At 39.6% G+C, this 23,306-nt stretch carries 27 protein-coding genes; 9 read left to right on the plus strand and 18 right to left on the minus strand.

Annotated elements, in window-relative coordinates; translation table 11 throughout:
* Positions 1-11: 11 nt before the first annotated feature.
* From DS737_RS13145 to rsfS, 3 genes are all read left to right on the plus strand, one after another.
* Complete coding sequence (locus tag DS737_RS13145; protein WP_113997723.1) at positions 12-875, plus strand: NAD(P)-dependent oxidoreductase; 864 nt, start codon at positions 12-14, stop codon at positions 873-875.
* A 25-nt stretch (positions 876-900) separates the two neighbouring features.
* Positions 901-1,695: a hydroxypyruvate isomerase family protein gene (locus DS737_RS13150; RefSeq protein WP_005085320.1), complete on the plus strand. Its 795-nt coding sequence runs from the start codon at positions 901-903 to the stop codon at positions 1,693-1,695.
* Between the two features lie 81 nt (positions 1,696-1,776).
* A complete protein-coding gene (rsfS, locus tag DS737_RS13155; RefSeq protein ID WP_004637939.1) occupies positions 1,777-2,175 on the plus strand; it encodes a ribosome silencing factor in 399 nt (132 codons plus the stop codon).
* An 80-nt stretch (positions 2,176-2,255) separates the two neighbouring features.
* Here rsfS and DS737_RS13160 read toward each other — a convergent pair whose 3' ends face one another.
* The gene (locus DS737_RS13160; RefSeq protein WP_228206829.1) at positions 2,256-2,639 is read right to left on the minus strand and encodes a hypothetical protein; all 384 of its coding nucleotides are present in this window, start codon (positions 2,637-2,639) and stop codon (positions 2,256-2,258) included.
* A gap of 271 nt (positions 2,640-2,910) precedes the next feature.
* On the opposite strand from DS737_RS13160, the gene DS737_RS13165 reads away from it, so the two are divergent.
* Positions 2,911-3,732 carry an SDR family NAD(P)-dependent oxidoreductase gene (locus DS737_RS13165; protein ID WP_113997724.1) on the plus strand — a complete coding sequence of 274 codons (822 nt, stop codon included), beginning with the start codon at positions 2,911-2,913 and terminating at the stop codon, positions 3,730-3,732.
* A gap of 61 nt (positions 3,733-3,793) precedes the next feature.
* Here the strand turns inward: DS737_RS13165 and DS737_RS13170 are convergent, their stop codons facing one another.
* From DS737_RS13170 to soxR, 4 genes are all read right to left on the minus strand, one after another.
* Positions 3,794-5,260 (minus strand): NAD(P)(+) transhydrogenase (Re/Si-specific) subunit beta, encoded by a 1,467-nt coding sequence (locus tag DS737_RS13170; protein WP_004637936.1) that lies wholly within the window; start codon positions 5,258-5,260, stop codon positions 3,794-3,796.
* Positions 5,261-5,263: 3 nt separating this feature from the next.
* A complete protein-coding gene (locus DS737_RS13175) occupies positions 5,264-5,587 on the minus strand; it encodes a proton-translocating transhydrogenase family protein (protein WP_004637935.1) in 324 nt (107 codons plus the stop codon).
* 11 nt (positions 5,588-5,598) lie between these two features.
* Complete coding sequence (locus DS737_RS13180; protein ID WP_004637934.1) at positions 5,599-6,726, minus strand: Re/Si-specific NAD(P)(+) transhydrogenase subunit alpha; 1,128 nt, start codon at positions 6,724-6,726, stop codon at positions 5,599-5,601.
* Positions 6,727-7,442: 716 nt separating this feature from the next.
* Positions 7,443-7,916, minus strand: a complete 474-nt coding sequence (gene soxR / locus DS737_RS13185) for a redox-sensitive transcriptional activator SoxR (protein ID WP_113997725.1) — start codon at positions 7,914-7,916, stop codon at positions 7,443-7,445.
* A 71-nt stretch (positions 7,917-7,987) separates the two neighbouring features.
* On the opposite strand from soxR, the gene DS737_RS13190 reads away from it, so the two are divergent.
* Positions 7,988-8,407, plus strand: a complete 420-nt coding sequence (locus DS737_RS13190) for a RidA family protein (RefSeq protein WP_113997726.1) — start codon at positions 7,988-7,990, stop codon at positions 8,405-8,407.
* A 16-nt stretch (positions 8,408-8,423) separates the two neighbouring features.
* Positions 8,424-9,611, plus strand: coding sequence for an MFS transporter (locus DS737_RS13195; protein ID WP_113997727.1), 1,188 nt, complete (start codon positions 8,424-8,426; stop codon positions 9,609-9,611).
* A 44-nt stretch (positions 9,612-9,655) separates the two neighbouring features.
* On the opposite strand, the gene thpD is transcribed toward DS737_RS13195, so the two are convergent.
* The 11 genes from thpD to DS737_RS13250 all read right to left on the minus strand — a co-directional run bounded on the left by thpD (position 9,656) and on the right by DS737_RS13250 (position 17,901).
* Positions 9,656-10,561: an ectoine hydroxylase gene (thpD, locus tag DS737_RS13200; RefSeq protein ID WP_113997728.1), complete on the minus strand. Its 906-nt coding sequence runs from the start codon at positions 10,559-10,561 to the stop codon at positions 9,656-9,658.
* A gap of 2 nt (positions 10,562-10,563) precedes the next feature.
* Positions 10,564-10,977 (minus strand): ectoine synthase, encoded by a 414-nt coding sequence (locus tag DS737_RS13205; protein WP_113997729.1) that lies wholly within the window; start codon positions 10,975-10,977, stop codon positions 10,564-10,566.
* Entirely contained in the window at positions 10,974-12,287 is a 1,314-nt protein-coding gene (gene ectB, locus DS737_RS13210; RefSeq protein WP_113997730.1) for a diaminobutyrate--2-oxoglutarate transaminase, read from the minus strand. Before ectB ends, DS737_RS13205 begins: the two co-directional genes overlap by 4 nt.
* 45 nt (positions 12,288-12,332) lie before the next feature.
* The gene (gene ectA, locus DS737_RS13215) at positions 12,333-12,908 is read right to left on the minus strand and encodes a diaminobutyrate acetyltransferase (protein WP_004637924.1); all 576 of its coding nucleotides are present in this window, start codon (positions 12,906-12,908) and stop codon (positions 12,333-12,335) included.
* A 129-nt stretch (positions 12,909-13,037) separates the two neighbouring features.
* A complete protein-coding gene (locus DS737_RS13220; protein WP_004637923.1) occupies positions 13,038-13,472 on the minus strand; it encodes a MarR family winged helix-turn-helix transcriptional regulator in 435 nt (144 codons plus the stop codon).
* Positions 13,473-13,975: 503 nt separating this feature from the next.
* Positions 13,976-14,695 carry an arsenical resistance protein ArsH gene (gene arsH, locus DS737_RS13225; protein ID WP_004637922.1) on the minus strand — a complete coding sequence of 240 codons (720 nt, stop codon included), beginning with the start codon at positions 14,693-14,695 and terminating at the stop codon, positions 13,976-13,978.
* The gene (arsB, locus tag DS737_RS13230; protein WP_004637921.1) at positions 14,682-15,728 is read right to left on the minus strand and encodes an ACR3 family arsenite efflux transporter; all 1,047 of its coding nucleotides are present in this window, start codon (positions 15,726-15,728) and stop codon (positions 14,682-14,684) included. Before arsB ends, arsH begins: the two co-directional genes overlap by 14 nt.
* A gap of 11 nt (positions 15,729-15,739) precedes the next feature.
* On the minus strand, positions 15,740-16,213 hold the full coding sequence (locus tag DS737_RS13235) for an arsenate reductase ArsC (protein ID WP_017396225.1): 474 nt from the start codon (positions 16,211-16,213) through the stop codon (positions 15,740-15,742).
* A 6-nt stretch (positions 16,214-16,219) separates the two neighbouring features.
* Entirely contained in the window at positions 16,220-16,540 is a 321-nt protein-coding gene (locus DS737_RS13240; protein WP_004637919.1) for a metalloregulator ArsR/SmtB family transcription factor, read from the minus strand.
* Positions 16,541-16,597: 57 nt separating this feature from the next.
* Positions 16,598-17,032 (minus strand): arsenate reductase (glutaredoxin), encoded by a 435-nt coding sequence (gene arsC, locus DS737_RS13245; protein WP_113997731.1) that lies wholly within the window; start codon positions 17,030-17,032, stop codon positions 16,598-16,600.
* 275 nt (positions 17,033-17,307) lie between these two features.
* The gene (locus tag DS737_RS13250; RefSeq protein WP_008942181.1) at positions 17,308-17,901 is read right to left on the minus strand and encodes a LysE family translocator; all 594 of its coding nucleotides are present in this window, start codon (positions 17,899-17,901) and stop codon (positions 17,308-17,310) included.
* Between the two features lie 517 nt (positions 17,902-18,418).
* Between DS737_RS13250 and dusA the strand changes: the two genes are divergently transcribed.
* Positions 18,419-19,438 carry a tRNA dihydrouridine(20/20a) synthase DusA gene (gene dusA, locus DS737_RS13255; protein WP_113997732.1) on the plus strand — a complete coding sequence of 340 codons (1,020 nt, stop codon included), beginning with the start codon at positions 18,419-18,421 and terminating at the stop codon, positions 19,436-19,438.
* A gap of 257 nt (positions 19,439-19,695) precedes the next feature.
* Positions 19,696-20,151, plus strand: coding sequence for a CHAP domain-containing protein (locus DS737_RS13260; protein ID WP_004637913.1), 456 nt, complete (start codon positions 19,696-19,698; stop codon positions 20,149-20,151).
* A 22-nt stretch (positions 20,152-20,173) separates the two neighbouring features.
* On the opposite strand, the gene DS737_RS13265 is transcribed toward DS737_RS13260, so the two are convergent.
* Both DS737_RS13265 and DS737_RS13270 read right to left on the minus strand, forming a co-directional pair.
* Positions 20,174-20,965 (minus strand): tRNA threonylcarbamoyladenosine dehydratase, encoded by a 792-nt coding sequence (locus DS737_RS13265; protein WP_005092264.1) that lies wholly within the window; start codon positions 20,963-20,965, stop codon positions 20,174-20,176.
* Positions 20,966-21,027: 62 nt separating this feature from the next.
* On the minus strand, positions 21,028-22,221 hold the full coding sequence (locus DS737_RS13270; RefSeq protein WP_113997733.1) for an MFS transporter: 1,194 nt from the start codon (positions 22,219-22,221) through the stop codon (positions 21,028-21,030).
* 287 nt (positions 22,222-22,508) lie between these two features.
* Here DS737_RS13270 and DS737_RS13275 point away from each other — a divergent pair, with 287 nt between their 5' ends.
* Complete coding sequence (locus DS737_RS13275) at positions 22,509-23,270, plus strand: hypothetical protein (RefSeq protein WP_113997734.1); 762 nt, start codon at positions 22,509-22,511, stop codon at positions 23,268-23,270.
* Positions 23,271-23,306: the final 36 nt, after the last annotated feature.

A 23,306-nucleotide genomic window follows, 5' to 3' on the forward strand; every position in this document is an offset into this window, starting at 1 on the left:
AGGCTATAAACATGATACTTAATCAAAGAGCCCCCATCGCTTTCTTAGGTATGGGTTTAATGGGCACGCGTATGGCAGCCCGACTGCTTCAAGCAGGCTACTCAGTTGCTGTTTGGAATCGCAACCCACTTGCATGTGAAGCATTGATTCAACAAGGTGCAACCGCCTTAACTTTAGAAGAAATTGGCAAATATCCTGTCATTCTAACCTGTTTAGCGGATGATCAAGCCGTTCAAAGTGTTTTTAACCAGCTCCAGCCTCACCTAAAAGCTCAACAAATCATTGTCGACTTTTCGAGTTTATCTGTTGAGGCAACACACCAACTTGCAACTACAGCACAACAACAACACGTTATATGGATTGACTCCCCAGTATCTGGTGGAACCACAGGTGCAGAGCAAGGTACTTTAGTAATTTTTGCAGGTGGCGATGCCAAAACAATTCAGCAGATCGAACCAATCTACTCAGCACTCTCCCAGCGTGTTACCCGAATGGGCGAATCTGGTACAGGGCAAGCAACGAAGATTTGCAATCAGTTGATTGTTGCCGCCAACAGTACGCTGATTGCGGAAGCAGTTGCACTTGCAGAGCAAGCAGGTGTAGATACCCGTTTGCTCGCCCCCGCGCTTGCAGGGGGGTTTGCAGACTCCAAACCCTTTCAGATTCTTGCACCGCGTATGGCAACCCATGTGTTTGAACCTGTGCAATGGAAAGTCCAAACATTATCTAAAGACTTAAACAATGCGTTACAACTCGCGCAAAGTTTTAACCTAAAGATACCTGTTGCACAAAAAGCCTTAGCACAGTTACAAGCGCACCAACAAAATGGCTTTGCTGAGAAGGATTTAGCCACTATCATCAAACTTATAGAATAATAATTAATGCTTCATGGAGTTTGATATGAGCCATCTTGCAGTCAATTTATCGATGATTTTTACAGAAGTGCCACTCATCGAACGTTTTGCATTGGCACACGCACACGGATTTCAACATGTCGAAATCCAATTCCCTTATGAACTTGAAATATTTGATATACAAGCACAACTTAACCAATACAACCTATCACTTTGCCTGATCAATGCACCTGCGGGTGATCTAATGCAAGGAGGTAATGGCTTAGCAGGTGTGCCTGGTTTAGAAACGACATTTCACCAAGCACTAGAGCTTGCAATCAGTTATGCAACCGCATTAAATGTTCCGCGTATCAACATCTTGGCTGGCAAACAACCTTTGGATGCAGATTTATTGCCATGCTTAAATACACTTGCAAGCAACTTAAAACTAGCTTGCCACATGTTGACTGAACATCATATTGAACCTGTTTTTGAAATGATTAATGGCACAGATATGCCACGTTTTTTAATTCAGAACATTGCTCAAGGTCAAGAAATGCTAGAAGCAGTGAATCACCCAGCGTTGAAAATGCAATATGATTGTTACCACATGGCAATGATGGGCGAAGATGTGTTGGCGGGGTTACAAGAAAATATTCATCAAATTGGACACATCCAATTTGCGGATTGTCCGAGTCGTCATGAGCCTGATACTGGAAATATCCCCTATAAACAAATCTTTGACTGGTTATTACAAAGTGATTATCAAGGAATAATTGCGGCTGAATACAGACCAAAAGAGCATTCAGATCAATCATTTGCATGGAAACAGAAGTATTTTTCCAATGATGTGAATACATAAACTGTTACGGCTAAAATTTGAGTTTTTTTGTTAAAAACGGTATATTTGAGGATGAGCAATTGTCAGGAAAATATACCCTCTATGAATTTAGAACCATCGCCCAGCGCTTCTAATTCTCACGACCTAAAAATCACAACATCAAACAAAGATGTACACGCTTGCTTAAAAGTGGTACATGAAGCCCTCACTGATGTAAAAGCCAAAGATATTTTAGAACTTGATGTAAGTTCTATTAGCAATGTCGCTGATGCAATTGTAATTGCTAGCGGTACTTCAACTCGTCATGTCAAAGCCCTTGCTGACAATGTTGCTGATGAAGCACGTAAAGCAGGTTTTCGTCCGATTGGTGTCGAAGGTGAACGAGATGCCGAATGGATCTTAATTGACTTAGGTCACGTTGTAGTTCACGTCATGTTACCTACTGCTCGTAAGTTTTATGACCTTGAAAGTTTATGGCGTACACCTGAATCTGTTGCCTAATCCCTGATACACAAAAAAGCGATCTATTAAAGATCGCTTTTTTAATTTTTAAAGTTCAGATTTTCTTTTACATACATATTTTATTGCTCAATCGTGTCTCTTCTTCCCTCTCGAATAACTTCAAACATTATCCCAGACATATTTTTCCTCATTTTTTCTACTTCCATCCTTTTCAGCTCATCAATTAACTTTAGTTGCTCTTTACTTATATCTTTATAGTTTTCACCCGCCAAGTTCTTTATATCAAACGTGTCCATCAATTGCTGCTCTTCTTGTCTACACTCATAAAAAGTATATTCAACAATAGCATTTTCATCCTTATTCATTTTTATCTGGGGCTCAACTTTTTGCATTAAACAATTTGCATATTTTTCACTGGCTTCTTCAAGAGGCTCTGCTAAGACCATAGAAGAAAAAGAAAAATAAATAAATGAGATCACGAAAAATATTGTTCTTTTGATCACCCGAACCTCTTAAAATAATTTAAATATGTCATTAGAACACTATCATCCTTAGTATCTAATTAAAACAAAAAATATCTAAGGTAGCCTTCTCAAATTTTCAACGACTAACTTCGCACCACCCAAGCAGAAATCAATCCTACATAAATTTATTCATATCAAAAGAAAATCGTCTCTCCTCACTCCAAAATTGACATGACAAATTGTCATATTTAAGACATTATAGAATCGCTTTAAACTCAATCGATAAAAAGTCATAACTGGAGTGAACGAAGTGAAAATTCTAATTACTGGTGCTAACACAGGAATTGGTTTTGCGACCGCTGAACAACTGATTAAACAAGATCAACATGTCATTTTAGCTTGTCGCAACCCGCAAAAGGCTAAAGAAGCACAAGACAGATTACGTGCGTTAAACCAAGGTCAAGTTGACGTAGTATCACTTGACTTAAATAGCCTCGAAAATACACGTAAAGCAGCCGATGAAATTGCAGATCGTTATGGCAATCTAGATATATTAATCAATAATGCTGGGCTTTTTTCCAAAACCAAACAGCTCACTCACGATGGCTTTGAGCAGCAATTTGGGGTGAACTACCTCGGACATTTTCTATTTACCCAAAAGCTACTTCCTGTACTAAAACAAGTACCCAAAGCACGAATTATCCATCTCGCATCCATTGCGCATTGGGCAGGGTCAATTAAGCCTAATAAATTTCGCGCTGAAGGTTTTTACAATCCTTTGTTTTATTATGGTCAATCTAAACTTGCCAACCTCCTATTTAGCAATGCACTAGCTGAGCAAATGGCCGGCACCAGCATTACCAATAATGCATTGCACCCTGGCGGTGTTGCATCTGATATCTATAGAGAACTGCCAAAACCTGTTTATGAAGTCATGAAAATCGGTTTAGTACCCACTTCTGTTCCTGCAAAGCTGATTACTCAAATGGCGATTGGAGATAGCTGGGCCAACCGTAATGGCGAATATGTCAGCGCACATATGCCAGACTGGAAATCACCGCATGCTAAAAATCAACAGCTTGCCCGTGACCTTTATGCCCAATCCATGGATTTTGTAGAAAAGTATCTTTAAACGATTAGAACGAAATAAAAAAGCCACCCTAGGGTGGCTTTTCAATCCTGATGAGGTCAGATTAGTGACCACCACCATTGATTGCTTTTGTCATATCTTCAACAACTTTCTTCGCATCACCAAAGACCATCATGGTTTTTTCATTGTAGAACAAGTCGTTGTCTAGACCAGCATAACCTGTTGCCATAGAACGCTTGATCACCATGATCGTACGAGCTTTGTGTGCTTCAAGGATCGGCATACCATAAATTGGTGAGCTTGGATCATCTTTCGCAGCTGGGTTTACAACGTCATTTGCACCGATTACAAGTACAACGTCAGTTGCCGGGAAGTCAGAGTTGATTTCATCCATTTCTAAAATGTCTTCATATGCAACATCAGCTTCAGCTAACAATACGTTCATGTGACCAGGCATACGACCTGCAACTGGGTGAATCGCAAAACGCACTTTCACACCTTGCTCTTTTAAGATTTCACACAACTCTTTTACCGCATTTTGTGCACGGCCTTGCGCCATACCATAACCCGGTACAATCACAACGCTATCAGCATTTGACATCAAGAAGCCAGCATCATCCGCAGAACCTGAACGATAGTTACGTTGTACTTGCTCACCTTTGTCAGCAGCAACCGCAGTACCACCCATCGCACCACCAAACAATACATTGATGATCGAACGGTTCATTGCTTTACACATGATGTAAGACAGAATCGCACCAGAAGAACCTACAAGTGAACCCGCAACGATCAACATGTTATTTTCAAGTGTGAAACCAATACCTGCGGCAGCCCAACCAGAGAATGAGTTCAAGAGTGATACCACAACTGGCATATCACCACCACCTACTGGTGCAATCCACATCCAACCAAATGCCAGTGCAAATAGTGTCATGATATAGAATGCTGTTAAGCTATCAGTTGCGAAGTAGATACCACCAAATACAAGCATTGCAATAAATAATGCAGCTTGAACAGGTTTTACCCATGCACCAGAGATTGTTTTAGCCCATTTCTTCGCAGCCAATTTACCGTAAGCAAATACTGATGCAGTAAAGGTAATCGCACCAATGAAACAACCTACAAATAATTCAAAGCGATAAGTACTACTAAAACCAACAAAAGCTGAGTGACCTTGTGCCACCATTGCATCGTTCACCAATACAAGCTGTTCTGCATCGTATTGACCGAAGTGTGCAGCTTTTAATACGGTTGCGATTGCAATCAATACTGCAGCCAAACCAACCAAGGAGTGCATCAATGCAACCATTTCTGGCATTTGTGTCATAGGAACTGCACGTGCTTTAGCGATACCGATTACCGCACCAGCAGCCATTGCAACACCGATCATCCATACCACTGGACCTTCAGCAACGAAGAATGTTGTCAATACGGCGATTGCCATGGCAACCATCCCGTAGCGGCTACCTGCAATTGCAGTCTTAGGGCCAGACAAACCACGTAAAGTTAGGATAAAGAGGACAGCACCTACTAGGTAGAACCAATCCGCATAATCTCGAATAAATTCCATCGCTTAGCCCTCTTTTTTCTTTTGCTTTGGTTTAAACATTTCCAGCATACGAGCTGTTACAGCAAAACCACCAAAAATGTTAATGCTTGCAAGGAATACAGCGATTGCACCTAAAATACTAATCGGGTTGATGGTCTGAAAATGCACAGAACCTTCAACACCAAGAAATGGCAAACCAACTGTTTGAATCATTGCACCAACAACAATAATTGAAGACAAAGCATTCGTTACGGCCATAAGTGGTGTATGTAACGCAGGCGTTACACCCCAAACAACGTAATAACCTACGAAGATGGCAAGGACGAAAATTGTAATCGTTTCAACCATGAGAAATCTCCTTAACCACGCTTGAGCAGTACTTGACCGCCATGTGTCACGAGTAACGCTTTTTGGATTTCATCTTCTTGATTGATCGCAAAGCCTTTTTCTTTATCGAACAATGTTTCAAGGAAGTTGAATACGTTACGTGCATACAATGCAGATGCCTCTGTCGCAACTGTGCCTGGAATGTTTGGAATACCCAAAATTTTCACGCCATTTTCAGTAACAACAGTTTCGCCTTCTTTAGAACCTTCAACGTTACCGCCAGTTTCAACCGCCATATCTAAGATGACTGAACCTGGTTTCATTTTGGCAACGGTTTCAGCTTTGATCAGACGTGGTGCATTACGACCTGGAATCAATGCAGTCGTGATTACGATGTCAGCATTTGATACAGCCTTATCTACGATCGCAGCTTGATCTTTGATGTATTGCTCACCAGGCTGCCAACCATATCCACTTTTCGCAGCTTCAGCAGCACGTTGTTTTTCTTCATCGGACATTGGTACGTCTAACCATTTACCGCCTAAAGACTCAACCTGCTCTTTTGCTGTCGGACGTAAGTCAGTTGCTTCTACCACTGCACCTAAACGTTTTGCAGTCGCAATCGCTTGTAGACCTGCAACACCAACCCCCATGATCACAACACGCGCAGGTTTTACGGTACCCGCAGCTGTCATTAACATTGGGAACATGCGCTGATATTCAGCCGCTGCCAACAATACAGATTTATAACCTGCCAAGTTTGCTTGAGAAGAAAGTACATCCATATTTTGTGCACGTGAAAGTGTACGTGGAAGTAATTCCAATGCAAAAGCAGACACTTGCTGTGAAGCAAACTGATCTAATTCTGGATTGCGATAAGGGTCAAACATTGCTACTACAGTGGTATTAGCCGCAAGTTTTTGAATTTCGTCACCTTTCGGAGCACGTACCTTCAAAATAATTTGGCTACCTGTATATGCATCGTCCGTAATGGTTGCGCCAACTTGTTCATAAGCACTGTCAATATAGGCTGCTTTAACACCAGCACCACGTTCAATGACAATACTATGACCTGCGTTAATCAACTTCTTAACTGTCTCTGGTGTAGCAGCTACACGACTTTCACCTGCGACAGTTTCGGTTGGGATTCCGATCTGCATGAGCGTTCCTCAAGCTAGTTTTTCTTAAGTAAACATCGCGACTCGCAATGTTTCCCCCAGGAGTATTCTTTGTAGAGATTTTGGATTTTAATGGAACTTTTTTAAAATTCCACCCAATATTTATTTAATAAATACCTATATTTTGAACTGATGATTCACATTCGAATTTAAAAATTGTATGCTCAGCACGTTTGACTTTTGATAAAGCAAATGCTGATTGAGATAAGTTTTTTATTCGAATCACTTGTCTTCAAGTCAATAAAGCTGGCTTACATTGCGCATGTTTTAAAACATGATCACCAACCAAACTCTATAGTATTTATTCGCCTCTTTCCTTTTAAGCTCACCATCAGAGCACCAAATGCACATGATTGATATATCAATATGATGATTTACAAGCTTTACAAATTGAGGACTTGATTTGGCATCATAATCATGCAATTTCGTAGTGGGATTGGCTTATTTGAACTTTTATTGGTCTTTTCGGCGACTTGTTTTACTGATTTTTCACTGTACGTAAATTTATAACTATTGAAAACTCAATTATTTTCTCTGTATTTAGGTTTAATCTTTCCAACAGACCCTCAAAATGCAGCAAAAAGAAATGTAAAAAACCAATTCAGCATTTTTTCGAGTGATATTTATGACGGTTTTGCCAGACAATTTGATCTTATTGCACAATATTAGTGCGTTTATTCAACAGATCCTCTGTCTGCTCAGTCTTTTTGATTCAATAAAAATAAAATTTCCTGAAAATGAGCACCCATTGCTTGCTCTGCTAAGCAATCATCTGGATTTCGCAATGGACATTGTTCCAAAGACAAGCAACCACAACCAATACATTGATCTAACTGCTGGCGTAATTGCAATAACCTCATAATTTGCTGATCAAGCTGTCCTTGCCATTGTTGTGACATGGTCTGCCAGTCCTTTTTACTTGCGATCTGTTGCTTAGGTAAGGTCGCAAACGTCTCTTTGATTTGTTTTAAGCTAATTCCAACTTGCTGCGCTGCTTTAATAATTGCAATCCGTCGTAACATTGCCCGTTGATAGCGACGCTGATTTCCAGTCGTTCTCAGCCCCCAAATCAATTCTTTTTCTTCATAAAAGCGAATCGTCGGGACACTCACACCACTCCGTTTTGCCAACTCCCCAATACTGAGCCAAGTTTGTAATTGTTGTGATTTCAAAATTTACTTGACCTCTAGTTAACTTGAGCTTTGATACTAGCATAACTTCTTTTTCTTTATGGAATCTTGCTATGAATCTTATTAACCCACCAGCCTTTAAAATGATCAATCCAAGTGAGCTATACGACCCGATCAGCAATGGGTATAGCCATGTCACCGTGATTCAACCCAATATGCGAACTATTCATATTGCAGGACAAGGTGGCGAGAATAAAAATGGTGAACTTTCACAAGATTTTGACCAACAGGTACAACAAGTCTTTTATAATATCCAATACGCTTTAGCATCGGCACAAGCCAAACTTCAAGATATTGCTGTTTTACGTGTCCTCGTTGTCAATCATAATGAGGATAAACTTCACAGCTTCACACAAATCATGCAACGCTTATGGAAAGGTCATCCATACCCTGTGTGCACGCTTATACCTGTGCCATGTTTAGCATTGAAAGGCATGCTGATCGAAGTTGAAGCAACAGCATATATCGCATAACCAGATCGAGAGAATCATGTCTGCACCTCAAGATATTAGTCAAAATAAGGCCCTGCTATGGTTTATGGCGACTGCATGTGGTTTATGTGCGGGCGCTAACTATTATAGTCAGCCTCTGATTCACTCCATTCAACAATATTTTGCAGTGACGGAGGGGCAAGCAGCACTCACCGTTACTTTTGCTCAAGTGTCTTATGCTTTGGGCTTGCTTTTTATTGTTCCCATGGGCGATGTCGTCAACAAAACCAAGTTCATTCCACTATTAATGTGTTTATGTGCGCTCGGTTTATTCGTGAGTGCCTTTTCGGTCAATTTACCCATGCTATGGCTTGGTACGATTATGGCTGGGATGTTCTCCGTTGCAGCACAAATCCTGATTCCACTGGCGACAATGACCGTCAATCCTGAAAAGACAGGTGAAGTGGTCGGATTTTTGATGAGTGGGTTATTGGTTGGGATTTTACTGTCGACCAGTTTGGCAGGATTATTTTCTAATTTATTCCACTGGAAAATGATCTACGTTGTTAGCGGTATTTTAATGCTTATCCTTGCGTATGCTTTAAAAAGCCGGCTCCCTTATGTGATGCGCATGAAACTGAATTATGGGCAAGTCTTTGTCTCAATGGGACAACTACTCAAACAAGAAAAGCGTTTAGTTTTACGTGCACTTTCAGGCGCTTTTGCCTTTGCTGCTGTTAGTATCTTATTTTCCACTATTGCATTATTACTCACAGCCGCACACCATCTTCCAGACCTTATGATCGGGATGGTCGGATTAGTTGGTATCTTTGGCGCCTTATCTACACAATATATTGGTAAATATGCAGATCAAGGCTATACCAAACAATTGACATGGATGGGTTGTGGCTTATTTATCATTAGTTGGATCTGTTTCTATTTCGGACAGATTTATTTATTGAGTTATATCCTTGGCTTTGCGTTAATTCAGCTCGCTTTAGCCCTTGTACATACGAGCAATCAGAGCATTATTTTCCGTTTACGTCCTGATGCCAAATCTCGGATTAATGCGATCTATATGACGGCATATTTCACTGGAGGCGCGTGTGGCTCAGCCTTAGGGATTTTTTCGTGGAATCACGGCGGATGGAGCATGACCTGTTTAGTGGGGATCTGTTTAGTGTTTGCGTGTATGTTGTTTAGCTTTTTGGATAATCGTATTTCCGCTCAAAGTATTCAAGCATAAAGTCAGAAGCCAAGAAGAATCAATACTCTTCTTGGCTTGATGTTTTATAAGATGAGATTTTTGGGTTTTATCGGCGCAATATCTTCTCGGGCTGCAACAAACTCTGGTCGAGGTTGGAGCCCCCCAAGAGGTTGTTGCAGTTGATTGTCGATACTATTGTAAACAAAGAAAATATTACTTCGAGAAAACGGTGTAATATTGCTGTTTGAACCATGCATCAAATTACAATCAAAAAATACAACACTACCCGCACGTCCAGTACAAGAATGAATACCGCCCATATCCGCTAAATAACGCAGTAGACTTCCGTCAGGAACACCGTATTCTTGCTTTTTCAGTGACTTTTTATAGTGCTCATCCGGCGTCTCACCTTGACAAGAAATATAATGTTGATGTGATCCCGGAATCACCAGCAAAGGCCCATTATGCTCATTATTGTCAGTCAATAAAATCGAACAACTGAGCGCACGCATTCTCGGCATACCATCTTCACTATGCCATGTTTCAAAATCAGAATGCCAAAAAAACTCTTTGCCATGTAGTCCAGGTTTATAGTTAATCCGTGATTGATGTATATACACTTCACTGCCCAATAATGACCGAGCAATGTTTAAAACACGCTCATCTGAGACCAAGTTTTTAAACACTTCATTGAGTCGGTGGACATTAAAAATAGAACGGACTTCCTGACTTTCACGCTCAATAATTGCCTCTGGTCGTTGCTGCATCGCATATGCATGACGCATTTGATGCAGCTCATCCAGCAAATATTTAACCTCATCTGCACTAAACAGATCATCTATTTGTAAGAAACCATTGGTCGCATAATCCTGCTTTTGTTGTGCTGTTGCACCTTCGACCAGATTCTGCTCATAAACAACAGGATCTGCACGAGAAATAATAGCCGCAGCATCACTTCTTCGTGTCAGATAAGGATTGCTCATTTGCATATTTAAGCCTCCTCCTCCGTCTGCTTCATCATTTGTGCAGGTGTTGCATAGACACCATCCTTATCATGCACCTCATTCCCAACCAATGCAGGGTTAAAGGTACAGACTAAAACTAAATCAGTTTTAGCACGCAGATAATGATTGTCATGCTTATTAAGTGCATATAATGTTCCAGGTGTGATTTTATACACCTCACCTGAAGGGATCAGCTCGACCTCTCCTTCACCTTTGACACAATACACAGCTTCCAAATGGTTTTTATACCAAATATGGGTTTCTGTACCTGCAAAAATGGTCGTTTCATGCATCGAAAAGCCCATACCATCATCTTGCAATAATAAGCGGCGACTTGCCCAAGTTTCTGTTTGCACATCACGCTCAGTATTTAAGATATCTTGTAGTTGACGAACGATCATGAAACAACTCCCTGTACTTTGGATTTGGTTTTATGTTGAGATGAAAGAGAAGGTGAATAGACTTGAACCACATGTTTAATCGCTTGTTCAAGCAGATCAATACCCTGCTCTAAGGTTTGATTTTCAATGGTTAATGGTGGAAGTAATTTCACAACCTCCCCCCGACTGCCAGAGGTTTCAATCACAAGACCGAGCTGAAATGCATGTGTGGTGACTTCATCAGCCCAATCAGGATTTTTAAACGCAAGTCCCTGCATCAGACCACGACCACGATGAGTCAATTCCGCAGTAGGAAATTTTTGCACGATCTCTTGTAAACGGCGACTAACCAAAGCTGATTTTTCTACAAGTTCAGTTTGGAATTTTTGATCAGCCCAAAAATGTTGTATTGCCTTAGTTGCTGTCACAAATGCGAGATTATGTCCTCGGAACGTGCCATTGTGCTGCCCCGGACGCCAAATATCCAATTCTGGCTTAAACAACACCAACGACATCGGCAAACCAAAACCAGATAAAGACTTTGATAAAGTCACGATATCGGGATTAATCTCAGCAGTTTCAAAACTAAAGAAATGCCCCGAACGACCGCAACCTGCCTGAATATCGTCGACAATCAATAAAATTTTATGTTGCTTACACAGTGCAGAAAGTCGCTTCAACCAATCAATACTGGCCGTATTTAAGCCACCTTCGCCTTGCACGCACTCCACAATAATCGCAGCAGGCAAATCCACACCGCTACTTCGATCCGTCAATAATTTATTGAGCATATCAATCGTATCAACATCTGGACCGAAATAACCTGCGTAAGCTGCATGATGGACATTTCCCAAAGCAACGCCGGCTGCTTCACGAAACTTTTGATTACCTGTGAGTGCCAGTGCACCCAAACTCACCCCATGAAAACCATTGGTAAACGCAATAACATTATGACGTTTGGTCACATTTCGCGCCAACTTAATCGCCGCTTCCACAGCATTGGTTCCCGTTGGGCCTGTAAATTGCAACTTATAATTCAGACGACGCGGCTTCAAAATATATTGTTCAAAGTTTTCAATAAACGCCTTCTTTGCAGAAGTTGCCATATCCAAACCATGCACAATTCCATCTTGTACCAGATAATCAATTGCAGCCTGCTTCAGCACAGGGTGGTTATGTCCATAATTTAATGTGCCTGCCCCTGCTAGAAAGTCGATATAAGCACGATCCATTTCATCCACTAATACTGCATTTTTTGCGGTTTTAAATACAGTGGGGAAAGAATGGATATAGCCGCGGACTTCAGACTCCAATCGACTGAAAATATTCATGAATAACTCCAAGTAGTTAAAAAATTAAAAGACTTAAAAAGTCGCTCAATCCCATTTCCAAAGACCAATGGTGTACAGATCTTCTGGTTCGTGTTGGGTATCAAAAGGTTCAGGCTGAATCGGTTGAAGTGCTTGTTTTGACAAAAAAGGACTGACTTTGCAATCAACGTCAAATCGTTCAGCGAAACTTCGGAAAAGATTTTGAGAGGCTTTGTTACTTGGAGAAATTGTTGTTTTTAAAAATTCTAATTGTCGGGATGCTAAACATTGTTCTTTTACTTGATCAAGGAGCAAGGAGCCAATTCCTTTTCCTTGCTCACTGGGCGATACTGCGATCTGCCACAAGAAATAGGTGTTGGGGTCTTCTGGACAAACATAGCCTGTCACCGCACCACAGATCTGATCTTTATGATCATAGGCAACAAAACAGGTATCGGTATGATGCTCGGCAAGTAATGCGTATGCATACAATGAATTAAGATCCAAAGATGGACAAGACTGAATCAACGCATGCACTTCACGTACATCTTGGGGTTGAAAATTACGAACTCGACACTGATTCAGTTGATGAATAATTGATGATTTGGTCAAACGAATTGACTGTCTTGATAAAGCTTCCACGCTATCTCCTTTTGTATTTCCATACTCGGCATACTCAAGTTAGTAGTGGCATCAGAATCATGAGACATTAGTCATTGAACACAATCAAACTTATAATCTTTATTACCTGTTAAAAATTTTGTACTGACTTTAATTCGGTACTTTTGCCTCAAGCAACTGGGCAAACTGCTCTAATGAAATCACAAGACGTTGCCGCTCATCATCCGTTAAAGCTTGTAAAGCCAGTGAAAAACCTTCAGGTAACGCAGATGGTGATTGATCTAAGAGTTGTTCGCCTTTTGAAGTTAAGCTCACATGTACATGGCGACGGTCTTGTGTATCTCGCATTCGTAATACCAAGCCCTTTTCTTCTAGACGATCAACAATTCCAACAACTGTACTTGGACTCACAAAAATGGCTTTACCGATCGTAGACATACTACATGGACCCATTTTTGCGATGGTCATAAGGGCAACTAATTGCGGCGTTGTAATCTGGTGAAGTTGAGACAACCGTTTGGAGTATAACTCCACACATTGTTCAATCCGCCGAACACTTTGTAAAACACGAACAGCATCATCCATCTTAATCACGCACAAAAAAAGCTAAACACACTATTGTAGTACGTTGTACATGATGTTGTCTGTATTTTCAGAAAAACATTCGTGTTCTATCTATTCGCCTTAATCATCACTCCAAATACATTTGATCTCTGATACCTTGAGTAGAAATCATTATAGGTAGTGAATATTTCTTCTTCAAATCAATTGATCTCAAATAGTTTCAATAAGAACTATTTTATTCAGAATAAACAAATAAAATACTTACTAATCAAGCGATTAAAAATCATGTAATTTTATGTAAAGCCAATAAAATAACAATGGTCGATATTTATGAACAAATATCGACCATTTCCAATTTTAGCGCATAATCGTGATTTGCTGGTCTAATCCACAAACATGATTAGACTTTTAATCTAAATCAACATCAAGTTATACGCGATTGAATCATCTAAAAGCTTTAAAACAGCACAAATAAAAGTGATTTTTCATGCGTTTTGTAATTCATTTTGACATCAACAAGTACTTTAAATTGAGCGTTGATTGACTCGCTTAGATAACTCTTCCGCGGACTCCTTTCGCTCCGAATAACGATCTGTGAAATACTGACTTTGTCCACGTGTGAGCAAGGTAAATTTAAACAACTCTTCCATCACATCAACAATACGATCATAGTAAGACGAAGGTTTCATGCGGCCATCCTCATCAAACTCTAAAAATGCTTTAGGAATCGAAGACTGATTTGGAATCGTGATCATCCGCATCCAACGCCCCAAAATACGCATTTGATTAACACTGTTAAAGGACTGCGAACCACCACTGACTTGCATCAATGCCAAGGTTTTACCTTGCGTAGCACGAATCGCACCACCCGCAAGTGGAATCCAATCAATCTGTGATTTAAAAATTGAACTCATCGAACCATGACGTTCAGGTGAACACCATACCATTCCCTCTGACCATGCCAATAACTCATGTAATTCTTTGACCTTTGGATGTTCCATATCAGCATCTTCAGGTAGAGGTAAACCTTTTGGATGGAAAATTCTCACCTCAGCACCCAAATATTGCAAAATGCGTCCTGCCTCCATCACCGCTAAACGACTATAAGAGCGTTCACGATTTGAACCATATAACAATAAAATACGTGGTGGATGATCCAACTCTACTGCCTGAATCTGTTTAAATTCAGGCTTAGCTAACAGTTCAATTTCGATATTTGCAACATCAACATCAAATTCGTTCATTGGGAAAATACTTCTTCTTTAACCACAGTGAAACACTCACCAGTGCAATTAATACAGGAACCTCTACCAACGGACCGATTACAGTCGTAAATGCAACTGGAGAAGCTAAACCAAACGTCGCAATCGCCACAGCCAATGCCAACTCAAAATTATTACCAGCCGCCGTAAATGAGATAGCCGTAGTTCGAGGATAATTATTCCCCATTGCTTTACTCATAAAGAAGCTGATAAAAAACATTAAGACAAAATAAATCGTCAATGGAATTGCAATACGAATCACATCTAAAGGTAAGCTCACAACATCACTACCTTTGAGACTAAACATCGCCACAATAGTGAACAATAATGCAAGCAAACTTAAAGGGCTGATCTTAGGCAAGAATGTATTTTGATACCAATCTAACCCTCGCGATTTAACCAAAGTCAATCGTGTCAAAAAGCCAAGTAAAAATGGAATGCCAAGATAAACCAATACGGCATGTGTAATCGTCCAGAAGTCAACGTCAATAACCTGCCCTGCAACCCCAAAGTAAGGGGGTAAAACAGTTAAAAATAACCATGCATAAGTACTGAAAAATAAGATCTGGAAAATACTATTGAATGCGACCAAAGCCGCAACATATTGATTATCGCCGCAAGCAAGTCCATTCCAAACCAATACCATTGCAATACAACGTGCTAGTCCAATCAGAATCAAACCAGTCATATACTCTGGATAGCTATGCAAAAAGATGATCGCTAGTAAAAACATGAGGATCGGTGCAATCAACCAATTCTGTACCAAAGATAAAACCAAGGTTTTTTTATCTTTAAATACTTCTGGCAAGGTTGCATAATCTACTTTAGCCAAAGGCGGATACATCATCAAAATCAATCCAATCGCAATTGGGATATTGACGGAATCCACACTCATTTGGTTCAAACCGACAGAAACTTGCGGGAAAAATACACCGATCGCCACCCCAAGCCCCATTGCCAGAAAAATCCAGAGGGTGAGATTACGATCTAAAAAGGACAATCCTGATTTAGCCATGTTTAATCCAGTTAGTCGATGTGTGAGATTTGATTAATCGCAGCAATTTTTTCTGGACGTGTCATATTGGTAAGATCATGTGCAAATAGCGCATCAAGACGGCGATTAATATGATCAACGGTCTCTTGGAAAGCTTTGAGCTTTTCATCTTTAGGTAATTCTAAATGTGAAGGATCCGCCAAGCCCCAATGCGCCTTGATTGCACCGCCTAGATAAAGCGGACATGCTTCTTGTGCCGCCGAATCACAAACTGTAATCACCACATCAGGTTGGTATTGCTCACAATCATCGATGGTCTTACTCCAAAGCCCATCCGTTTCAAGCCCTAAACTTTGTAAGGTTTCAATAGTCAATGGATGCACTTGTCCTGAAGGCTTACTGCCCGCACTATAAGCCTTCCACCCCACTGGCGCACGATGATTAAAAAGCACTTCTGACAAAATGCTACGACAGCTGTTACCTGTACATAAAAAAAGAAATTTCATAATGTTTTACTCACAATAACTTTGTGTTGATAGCGTCGCTAATGTTGAAAGATTACCCACTGACGTGGTGCTTAATATTTTCAAGATGTTATGACACCAATCGGGCAATTGTGGATTAATACTGTAATACACCCATTGGCTCTGTCGTCTGTCTTGCAATAACCCTGAAGAACGCAATAAAGCCAAATGTCTAGAAATCTTTGGTTGGCTCAGTTGTAATTTTTCGGTGAGATCACATACACACAATTCTTTATTTTCTACGACTAAGGTGACGATATTGAGACGAGTTTCGTCCGATAAACATTTAAAAAAATTGACTTGATCCATATCTACCTCCAACTCTATATTTGAATATGCAGATAATCACATATAAAGACTAAATATTTAATTCACTCTTTGCCCATTTTCATCAATAACTTGCTCACCATCTTCTTTGGTAAAAGCGCCTTTTTGTGACAACGGTAAAATATCTAAAACCACTTCAGATGGGCGGCTTAAGCGCGTACCCAATGCCGTCACAACAAAAGGACGATTAATCAAAATCGGATGTTCAAGCATAAAATTAATGAGCTCATTATCGCTCCAATCCTCACGTTCAAGTGCCAAATCACGATATGGATCGACATTTTTACGAATTGCGTCCCTTACAGATAAACCAGCATCAGCGATCAGTTGAATCAACTTTTCTCGTGTAGGTGGTGTTACCAGATATTCGATTACTGTTGGCTCAATCCCTGTATTACGGATCAAGGCCAAAGTATTTCTAGACGTCCCACAATCTGGGTTATGGTAAATCGTTACATCTAAAGAAGCTGTCATTTGGATTCATCCAAGCTTTATATTCTTATATCTTTATATACGAATTAGCATATATAAACAATGTACATCAAATTTATTTTTCCTTCTACGCGACATAAACTTTGACCTTTATTTCTATTTATATAACAAAATCAAAAAACAAAGAAACCACAACGATTAAATTGTGGTTTCCTCTATTTCACGATTCTCAAGATTTTAGTAACACTATTTGCTCAGAATACAAAGGTTCTTAACTTTGATTTGATCGGATTGATTCGAAATTCCAGTTTCAAAACTTAAAATGATGTAATTGCAGAAAAAGCCAATGGCATAGCAAAGAAAGTTAAGACACAAGATGCTGTACGTTGTAAATTACGCTGATTCAACCAAGCGATTTTGTTTGAAATCAAAACTGTTCCAAAAGCAATCCATAAAAATGCAATCGGTGTAATCAGTGCCAAAAATGTTCCCATATGAATTATATATTCATGGAGACTCACCCAAACTGTAGGCGGAAAAATTGCCGAAGCAAATAACAATGCTTTAGGGTTAAGTAAAGTAGCGAAAAACAAAGCTTTTGATGTAATCAATGGTTGATTTAGATCTATCTGCTTAGTTGAGGTTATCCATAGTTTAATTGCTAAGTAAATAATAAAAGCGGCGCTCAACAACTTTATAAGAGGTGGTAACCAAGGTATATAGTGTGAAACTGATTCAAGTAAAAACCCCCATGCAGTAATTGCAATAAAATATCCCAGAACCTCAGATGGAATTAATTTAAGTGAACGTTTGATACCAATTTGAATTCCAGATGATGCTAATAATGTATTCGTTGGACCTGGTGTAAGTAAGATCGTAATGATCAAACCAAAGAATAAAAATGTCACCATAAACAAATACCTTTGTTAAATTGTGCAGGTGCACTATGGCAAAATAGATAGAATCTTGTCGACAAAGTGGTTGTAACAAAAAATATTTAACATCAACTTTCAACATAAAAATCAATAAATTAAATAAAACAAACTTTTTGGCCTACTTAAATAAAATATGTGAGAGGCATCACCTTTTACCATTTTTTAGCCAATTAACCTCTTTTTAATTCATGTATTATCCTGATTATTTAGAACAATGTATGATCTAGATTGAAATATATGAATGTCAAAGGGATCAAAATTCACTCCCTTTTGAGTGACTTACACATGTCTCCATAAGCAAATGTACTGATTTTATTTTTATGTTAATATTGCGCGCAATTGGCCCATTGATCATTCAGCAAGATCAAGCACGGGCTAGCATTTTCGACCTCTTCCTCCGATCCAATGTATTGTATTCAGCCCATACAAATATGTGCAGTGTATTCCTTTTGCTTGATTACAATCCAATTGGCTATTTAAGGTATGATTTTTAATGACGCTTAAGCAAACCGTTGAAACCATTGAAAGCCCTCGCATCAGTGTTGCCCCGATGATGGATTGGACAACGAAGGACTATCGTTTCTTTGCGCGTTTGTTTAATCCGAATGTTGTCTTATATACTGAAATGGTGACCACAGGCGCGATTATTTATGGTGGTGCAAATCGTCATTTAGACTTTAATAAAGAAGAACACCCAATTGTATTACAGCTCGGCGGTTCCAATCCGCAAGAGTTAGCAACCTGTACCAAAATGGCTGAAGAATGGGGCTATGATGAAGTCAATTTAAATGTTGGTTGCCCAAGTGATCGAGTACAAAACAATAAAATCGGTGCATGTTTAATGGCGGAGCCAAATCTAGTTGCTGAATGTATTCATAGTATGCAAAAAGCTGTCTCGATTCCTGTAACCGTCAAACACCGTATTGGTATTGATGACATGCAATCCTATGAAGAAATGTTACATTTTGTCGATACTGTCGCTGCAACAGGTTGTACCCATTTTATCGTGCATGCACGTATCGCGATTTTGCAAGGTCTATCACCAAAAGAAAATCGAGAAGTGCCACCGCTACGCTATGATGATGTTTATCGTTTAAAACAAGAGCGCCCACATCTTACGATTGAAATTAATGGTGGTATCAAAACCTTTGATGAGACACAACAACATTTACAGCATGTTGATGGTGTCATGATTGGACGTGAAGCGTATCACAATCCTTATTTGCTCGCTGAAATGGGACAACTTTGGAATCTAGAAGCGCCTGATCGTTTTGAGATTATGCAACAAATGATGCCATATATTCATCAACGTGTTGCAGAAGGCGCACCATTATCAATTATCACACGACATATTCTAGGTTTGTTTCAAAACTTGCCGGGTGCACGCAAATGGCGTCAAGCCCTAAGCGGTGGCAATGCAAAAACTATTAATGATATTGAAAATGCAATCCAAAATATCCAAGCGGCCATGCAACGCACTGAAGATTATATTCGAGCGCAAAAGTGTGATTAAAATCACACTTTACCCCTTTATTCAATCAAAATGAAATATTATTTTACAAATCATTTTATTTAAACTAAACAAACCTCAAAGGCATGATAAAAAAAGAATTATTCAGGCCGCTGTTTTTATAAGTTATCCACAGCACCCGCAAAATGATACATTATTACATTACAAATGACTTTTCAGACGATTTTTCGCTTACCATGTCTTCCGCCAAGAGTCTGGCACTAAATTTGGTTATATAGAAAATGCGATAGAGTTTGACGATGATTTATGATGCGCCCTCAGTTGATCACAGCATGGTTCACACCCCACCCCATCAATTGATTGTGACCACCCCAAAACAGCCTGCTATAGATGTAATGACATTTGCTCAAAAGTTAACACGTAGAGCATCTTATCGTAGCTCATCACAATGTGCGCGGTTTGTTCGCATCGCACTACAAGCAGCTGGCGCCAATATTGTGAATCATCCTGTTGCCGCATCTGATTGGGGAAGAACCTTACAAGATATCGGATATAAAAAGATTAGCCCTGCTTTTGACAATCCACAAAAGGGTGATATTTACATCATTCACCGTACTGCCAAACACCGCTATGGTCATATTGCAGGCTTCTCTGGTACGCAATGGATCTCTGATTTTAAACAACGTAGTCATGATATTTACAAAGATAAAAACGTGACGTATAGCTACTACCGCTTAAGTTCAAATTATATCTAATCAAACCTCAGGGCTGTGATCATCAGCCCTTCTTTGTATCTAACTTTTTCAGAACTTCTGCCACTGCAACCATCGCAAAGCTTGATGTCACCACCACGGCTGATCCATAGCCACCACAGCGCAAGCCAGCACTTGGATTAAATGCAGTATCTTCCGATGTCGAACAAGCTTCTGTATTTGAAAATGGGTTGTCGATTGAATACACGCACGTAATCCCAAACTTTTCTTTAGGCTTCTTGCAGATACCTTTAGAGCGCAATTGAGCGCGTAACTTCGCCAACATCGGGTCTTGTTCTGTCTTTGATAGATCTGCAACTCGTATTTTGAGAGGATCGAGCTTACCGCCTGCCCCACCCGACACAATTAACGGGATCTTGTTAAAGCGACAATGCAGCATCAATGCGAGTTTGGCTTTGACATCATCGATACAGTCTAAAATGATATCGGGAGTAGGATTTAAAATCTCTTTGACATTTTCAGGTGTTAAATAGTCATCAATTATATTCACTGTCATGCGTGGATTGATCTGACGACACCGCTCTGCCATCACTTCGATTTTTTCTTGTCCCAAGGTAGATGTCATCGCTGGAAGCTGACGGTTAATATTCGATGCGGCAACCACATCCATATCGACAATAGTTAACTCACCGATCCCTGTACGCGCCAACGCTTCTACTGCCCAACTCCCAACACCACCAACACCGATCACCATCACATGACTGTTTTCATAATGGCTAAATGAACTTTCTCCATAAATTTTTGCCACACCAGCAAAACGGCGGTCATATTCATCATTTACAGGCAAATCAGTCATAACAGTGGTGGTCTATATCTTTTAATCAAAGCACTATTTTAACTCGTTTAATATCTTTTGGGTTAGGTAGATGAGACTTTGATTGCAGATCGATGACGTCCACTTAATATCATCAATATTATAAAAATAACAACACTTATCGATAAAGCCAACAAATTGGCATTCATCCAACCCAGCTTAGTCAGAATTGGTGCAGGGAGGAAAGCACCAAGTGTCGCAAATAAGGCAATCGTGGTTTCATTCATGCCTTGTACACGATGCTTTTGCTGATCATTTAAACCAGCCAAGAGCGTAGATGCACCTGAATACGCAAAGTTCCAGCCTACACCCAGAATAATCAGTGCAATATTGATATAAACTCCTTCTTGTCCAAATATTGGAATCAAAGAGGACAGCATCAACAAAATAAAACCGATATAAATTGTGCGATGTGTTCCCCAACGCTGAATCAGCTTAGATACAAAGAATGAAGGAACAAACATGGCCAAAACATGTAGCTGAATAGAAATCGAAGCATAATGAAATGAATGGTGTTCCTTTAAATGCAAGGAAGACATTATCATCATGACATTCATAATATAGTAAGCAAATGCCCCACTGATCACAGCCACGACAATCATATTAATGGGCAATTTAGCTCGTTGTAGCGACTGGGTCACAACTTGCTGTGCTTGCAGTAATTTAAATTTTTGGTTCCAAATATAAAGAATTGGTGACAACAACAATGCCAACACACTGAAAATTAAGTAAATCGCAGTAAAATCAGGTAGACCTTGCACCTGTTGAAATTGGATCGCCAAAACAGGTGCAATAATCGCAGCGACGACGCCACCAGAAATAACCATCGCTGTGGCTTTGGGGATTAAATCAGAATCGAGACGATCAGAGGCAGCAAAACGATAAAAGTTAGCCGTAGAAATAAATAAGCCCAGTGAAAAATGACTAAGACACAATAAATAAAACTGTTCACTTTGTAAGGCGAGATAGCCAAACACACCTGCTAAAAATAGACAAATGCATCCAAACTGAAATACTAAATGTCGCCCCAACTTTTTCATTAAAAATGAAAAGATAAACGTCGTCAGTAACATGGCCAAGAATTGCAAACCATAAGGTACTGTCGCCAAGGCCTGCGTGGGCGCAAGTTTTAAGCCAACAATCGCTGAAACCGTGACCGACAATACCGCTGTAATTAAATTAAATGCTTGAGCAACCAATAAATAATAAACATATCGCGGCAGCTGATTCAAAACCATGATTCCTAGAGATTAATCGTTATCACATTAACGCTGAAAAGCTAACATTCAAATAAAAAAGATGAAAGACCCGCTTTCATCTTTTAAATAATTTACTGGGAGATTAAGCTGCTCTCAGAGAGAACTTAATACCAAGACTTGGTAGCCCAAATAGATTTAATTTAAAAATAGATCGCTCTCAACCATTTAAAGCAAATTCCTCACTTATTTTGATCAATGACATCGCAAATAAAACCAGAATTTAATAAGGATTATTGTATTATAAATAAAACAATTCATTAGAAAATATGATTATGGATAAGCAAGATCAACAGGACATTATCTTATGTATTCCAGGAGTCTGGCAAAATCATCAAGCCTTATTACATGCGCTATTGACCCATGACACAGGATATATTTACGCTGGGGTAATTATTAAAGCGTTAACCAGTGATTATTTTGCTGAAATTGAAGAACATAAAAACGATCCTAGCGTAAGTCAGGTCTTTAGGCAGCAGAGTATGGATCGTTTTTCAGAACAAGAGCTACAACAAATAGAGCAACATCAGATGGTGGTTTATGTTATTTGCAAAGCTGGATCAATAGCCTTAGCACAACAAGCGCTGTTACTGGGTCAGGCGCTGCTCAAAGCCGGTGGATTAGCCATTAAAGTTGAAACGTCTGGAGTAACTCACCTTCGATCAGACTGGCTGAACTTTGATGCAGAGAATCCTCTAGACTTATATAAAGCATTTGTTCTACCTGTTTTCGATCAAGACTTAATTTATTCTTGTGGTATGCATCAATTCGGCAAACCTGAAGGCTGCGTCAACTTAAAAGTGGAGCATGCCTTATCTGTCTTGAATCAATTTTTACTCTACCTTTTTATCGAAAACCCAATACTGTTAGAGAAACAAACTTTTTCTGTAAAGGAAGGCGCAGAAATATTAAAACTTCATAGAAAGGAATCGAGTGATTTCTTCGATAAAGATTCACTTTATTTTAATCCATGGGGTGTTTGGTCGTTGACACCGACTTTTAGTTTGAAGAAGTTATTCAAATTTAGCTAAATATGATCTGAAAAAGCCCTGTAAGTTTACAGGGCT

Origin of the sequence: Acinetobacter haemolyticus (assembly GCF_003323815.1) — a bacterium.
Lineage (GTDB): Bacteria > Pseudomonadota > Gammaproteobacteria > Pseudomonadales > Moraxellaceae > Acinetobacter > Acinetobacter haemolyticus.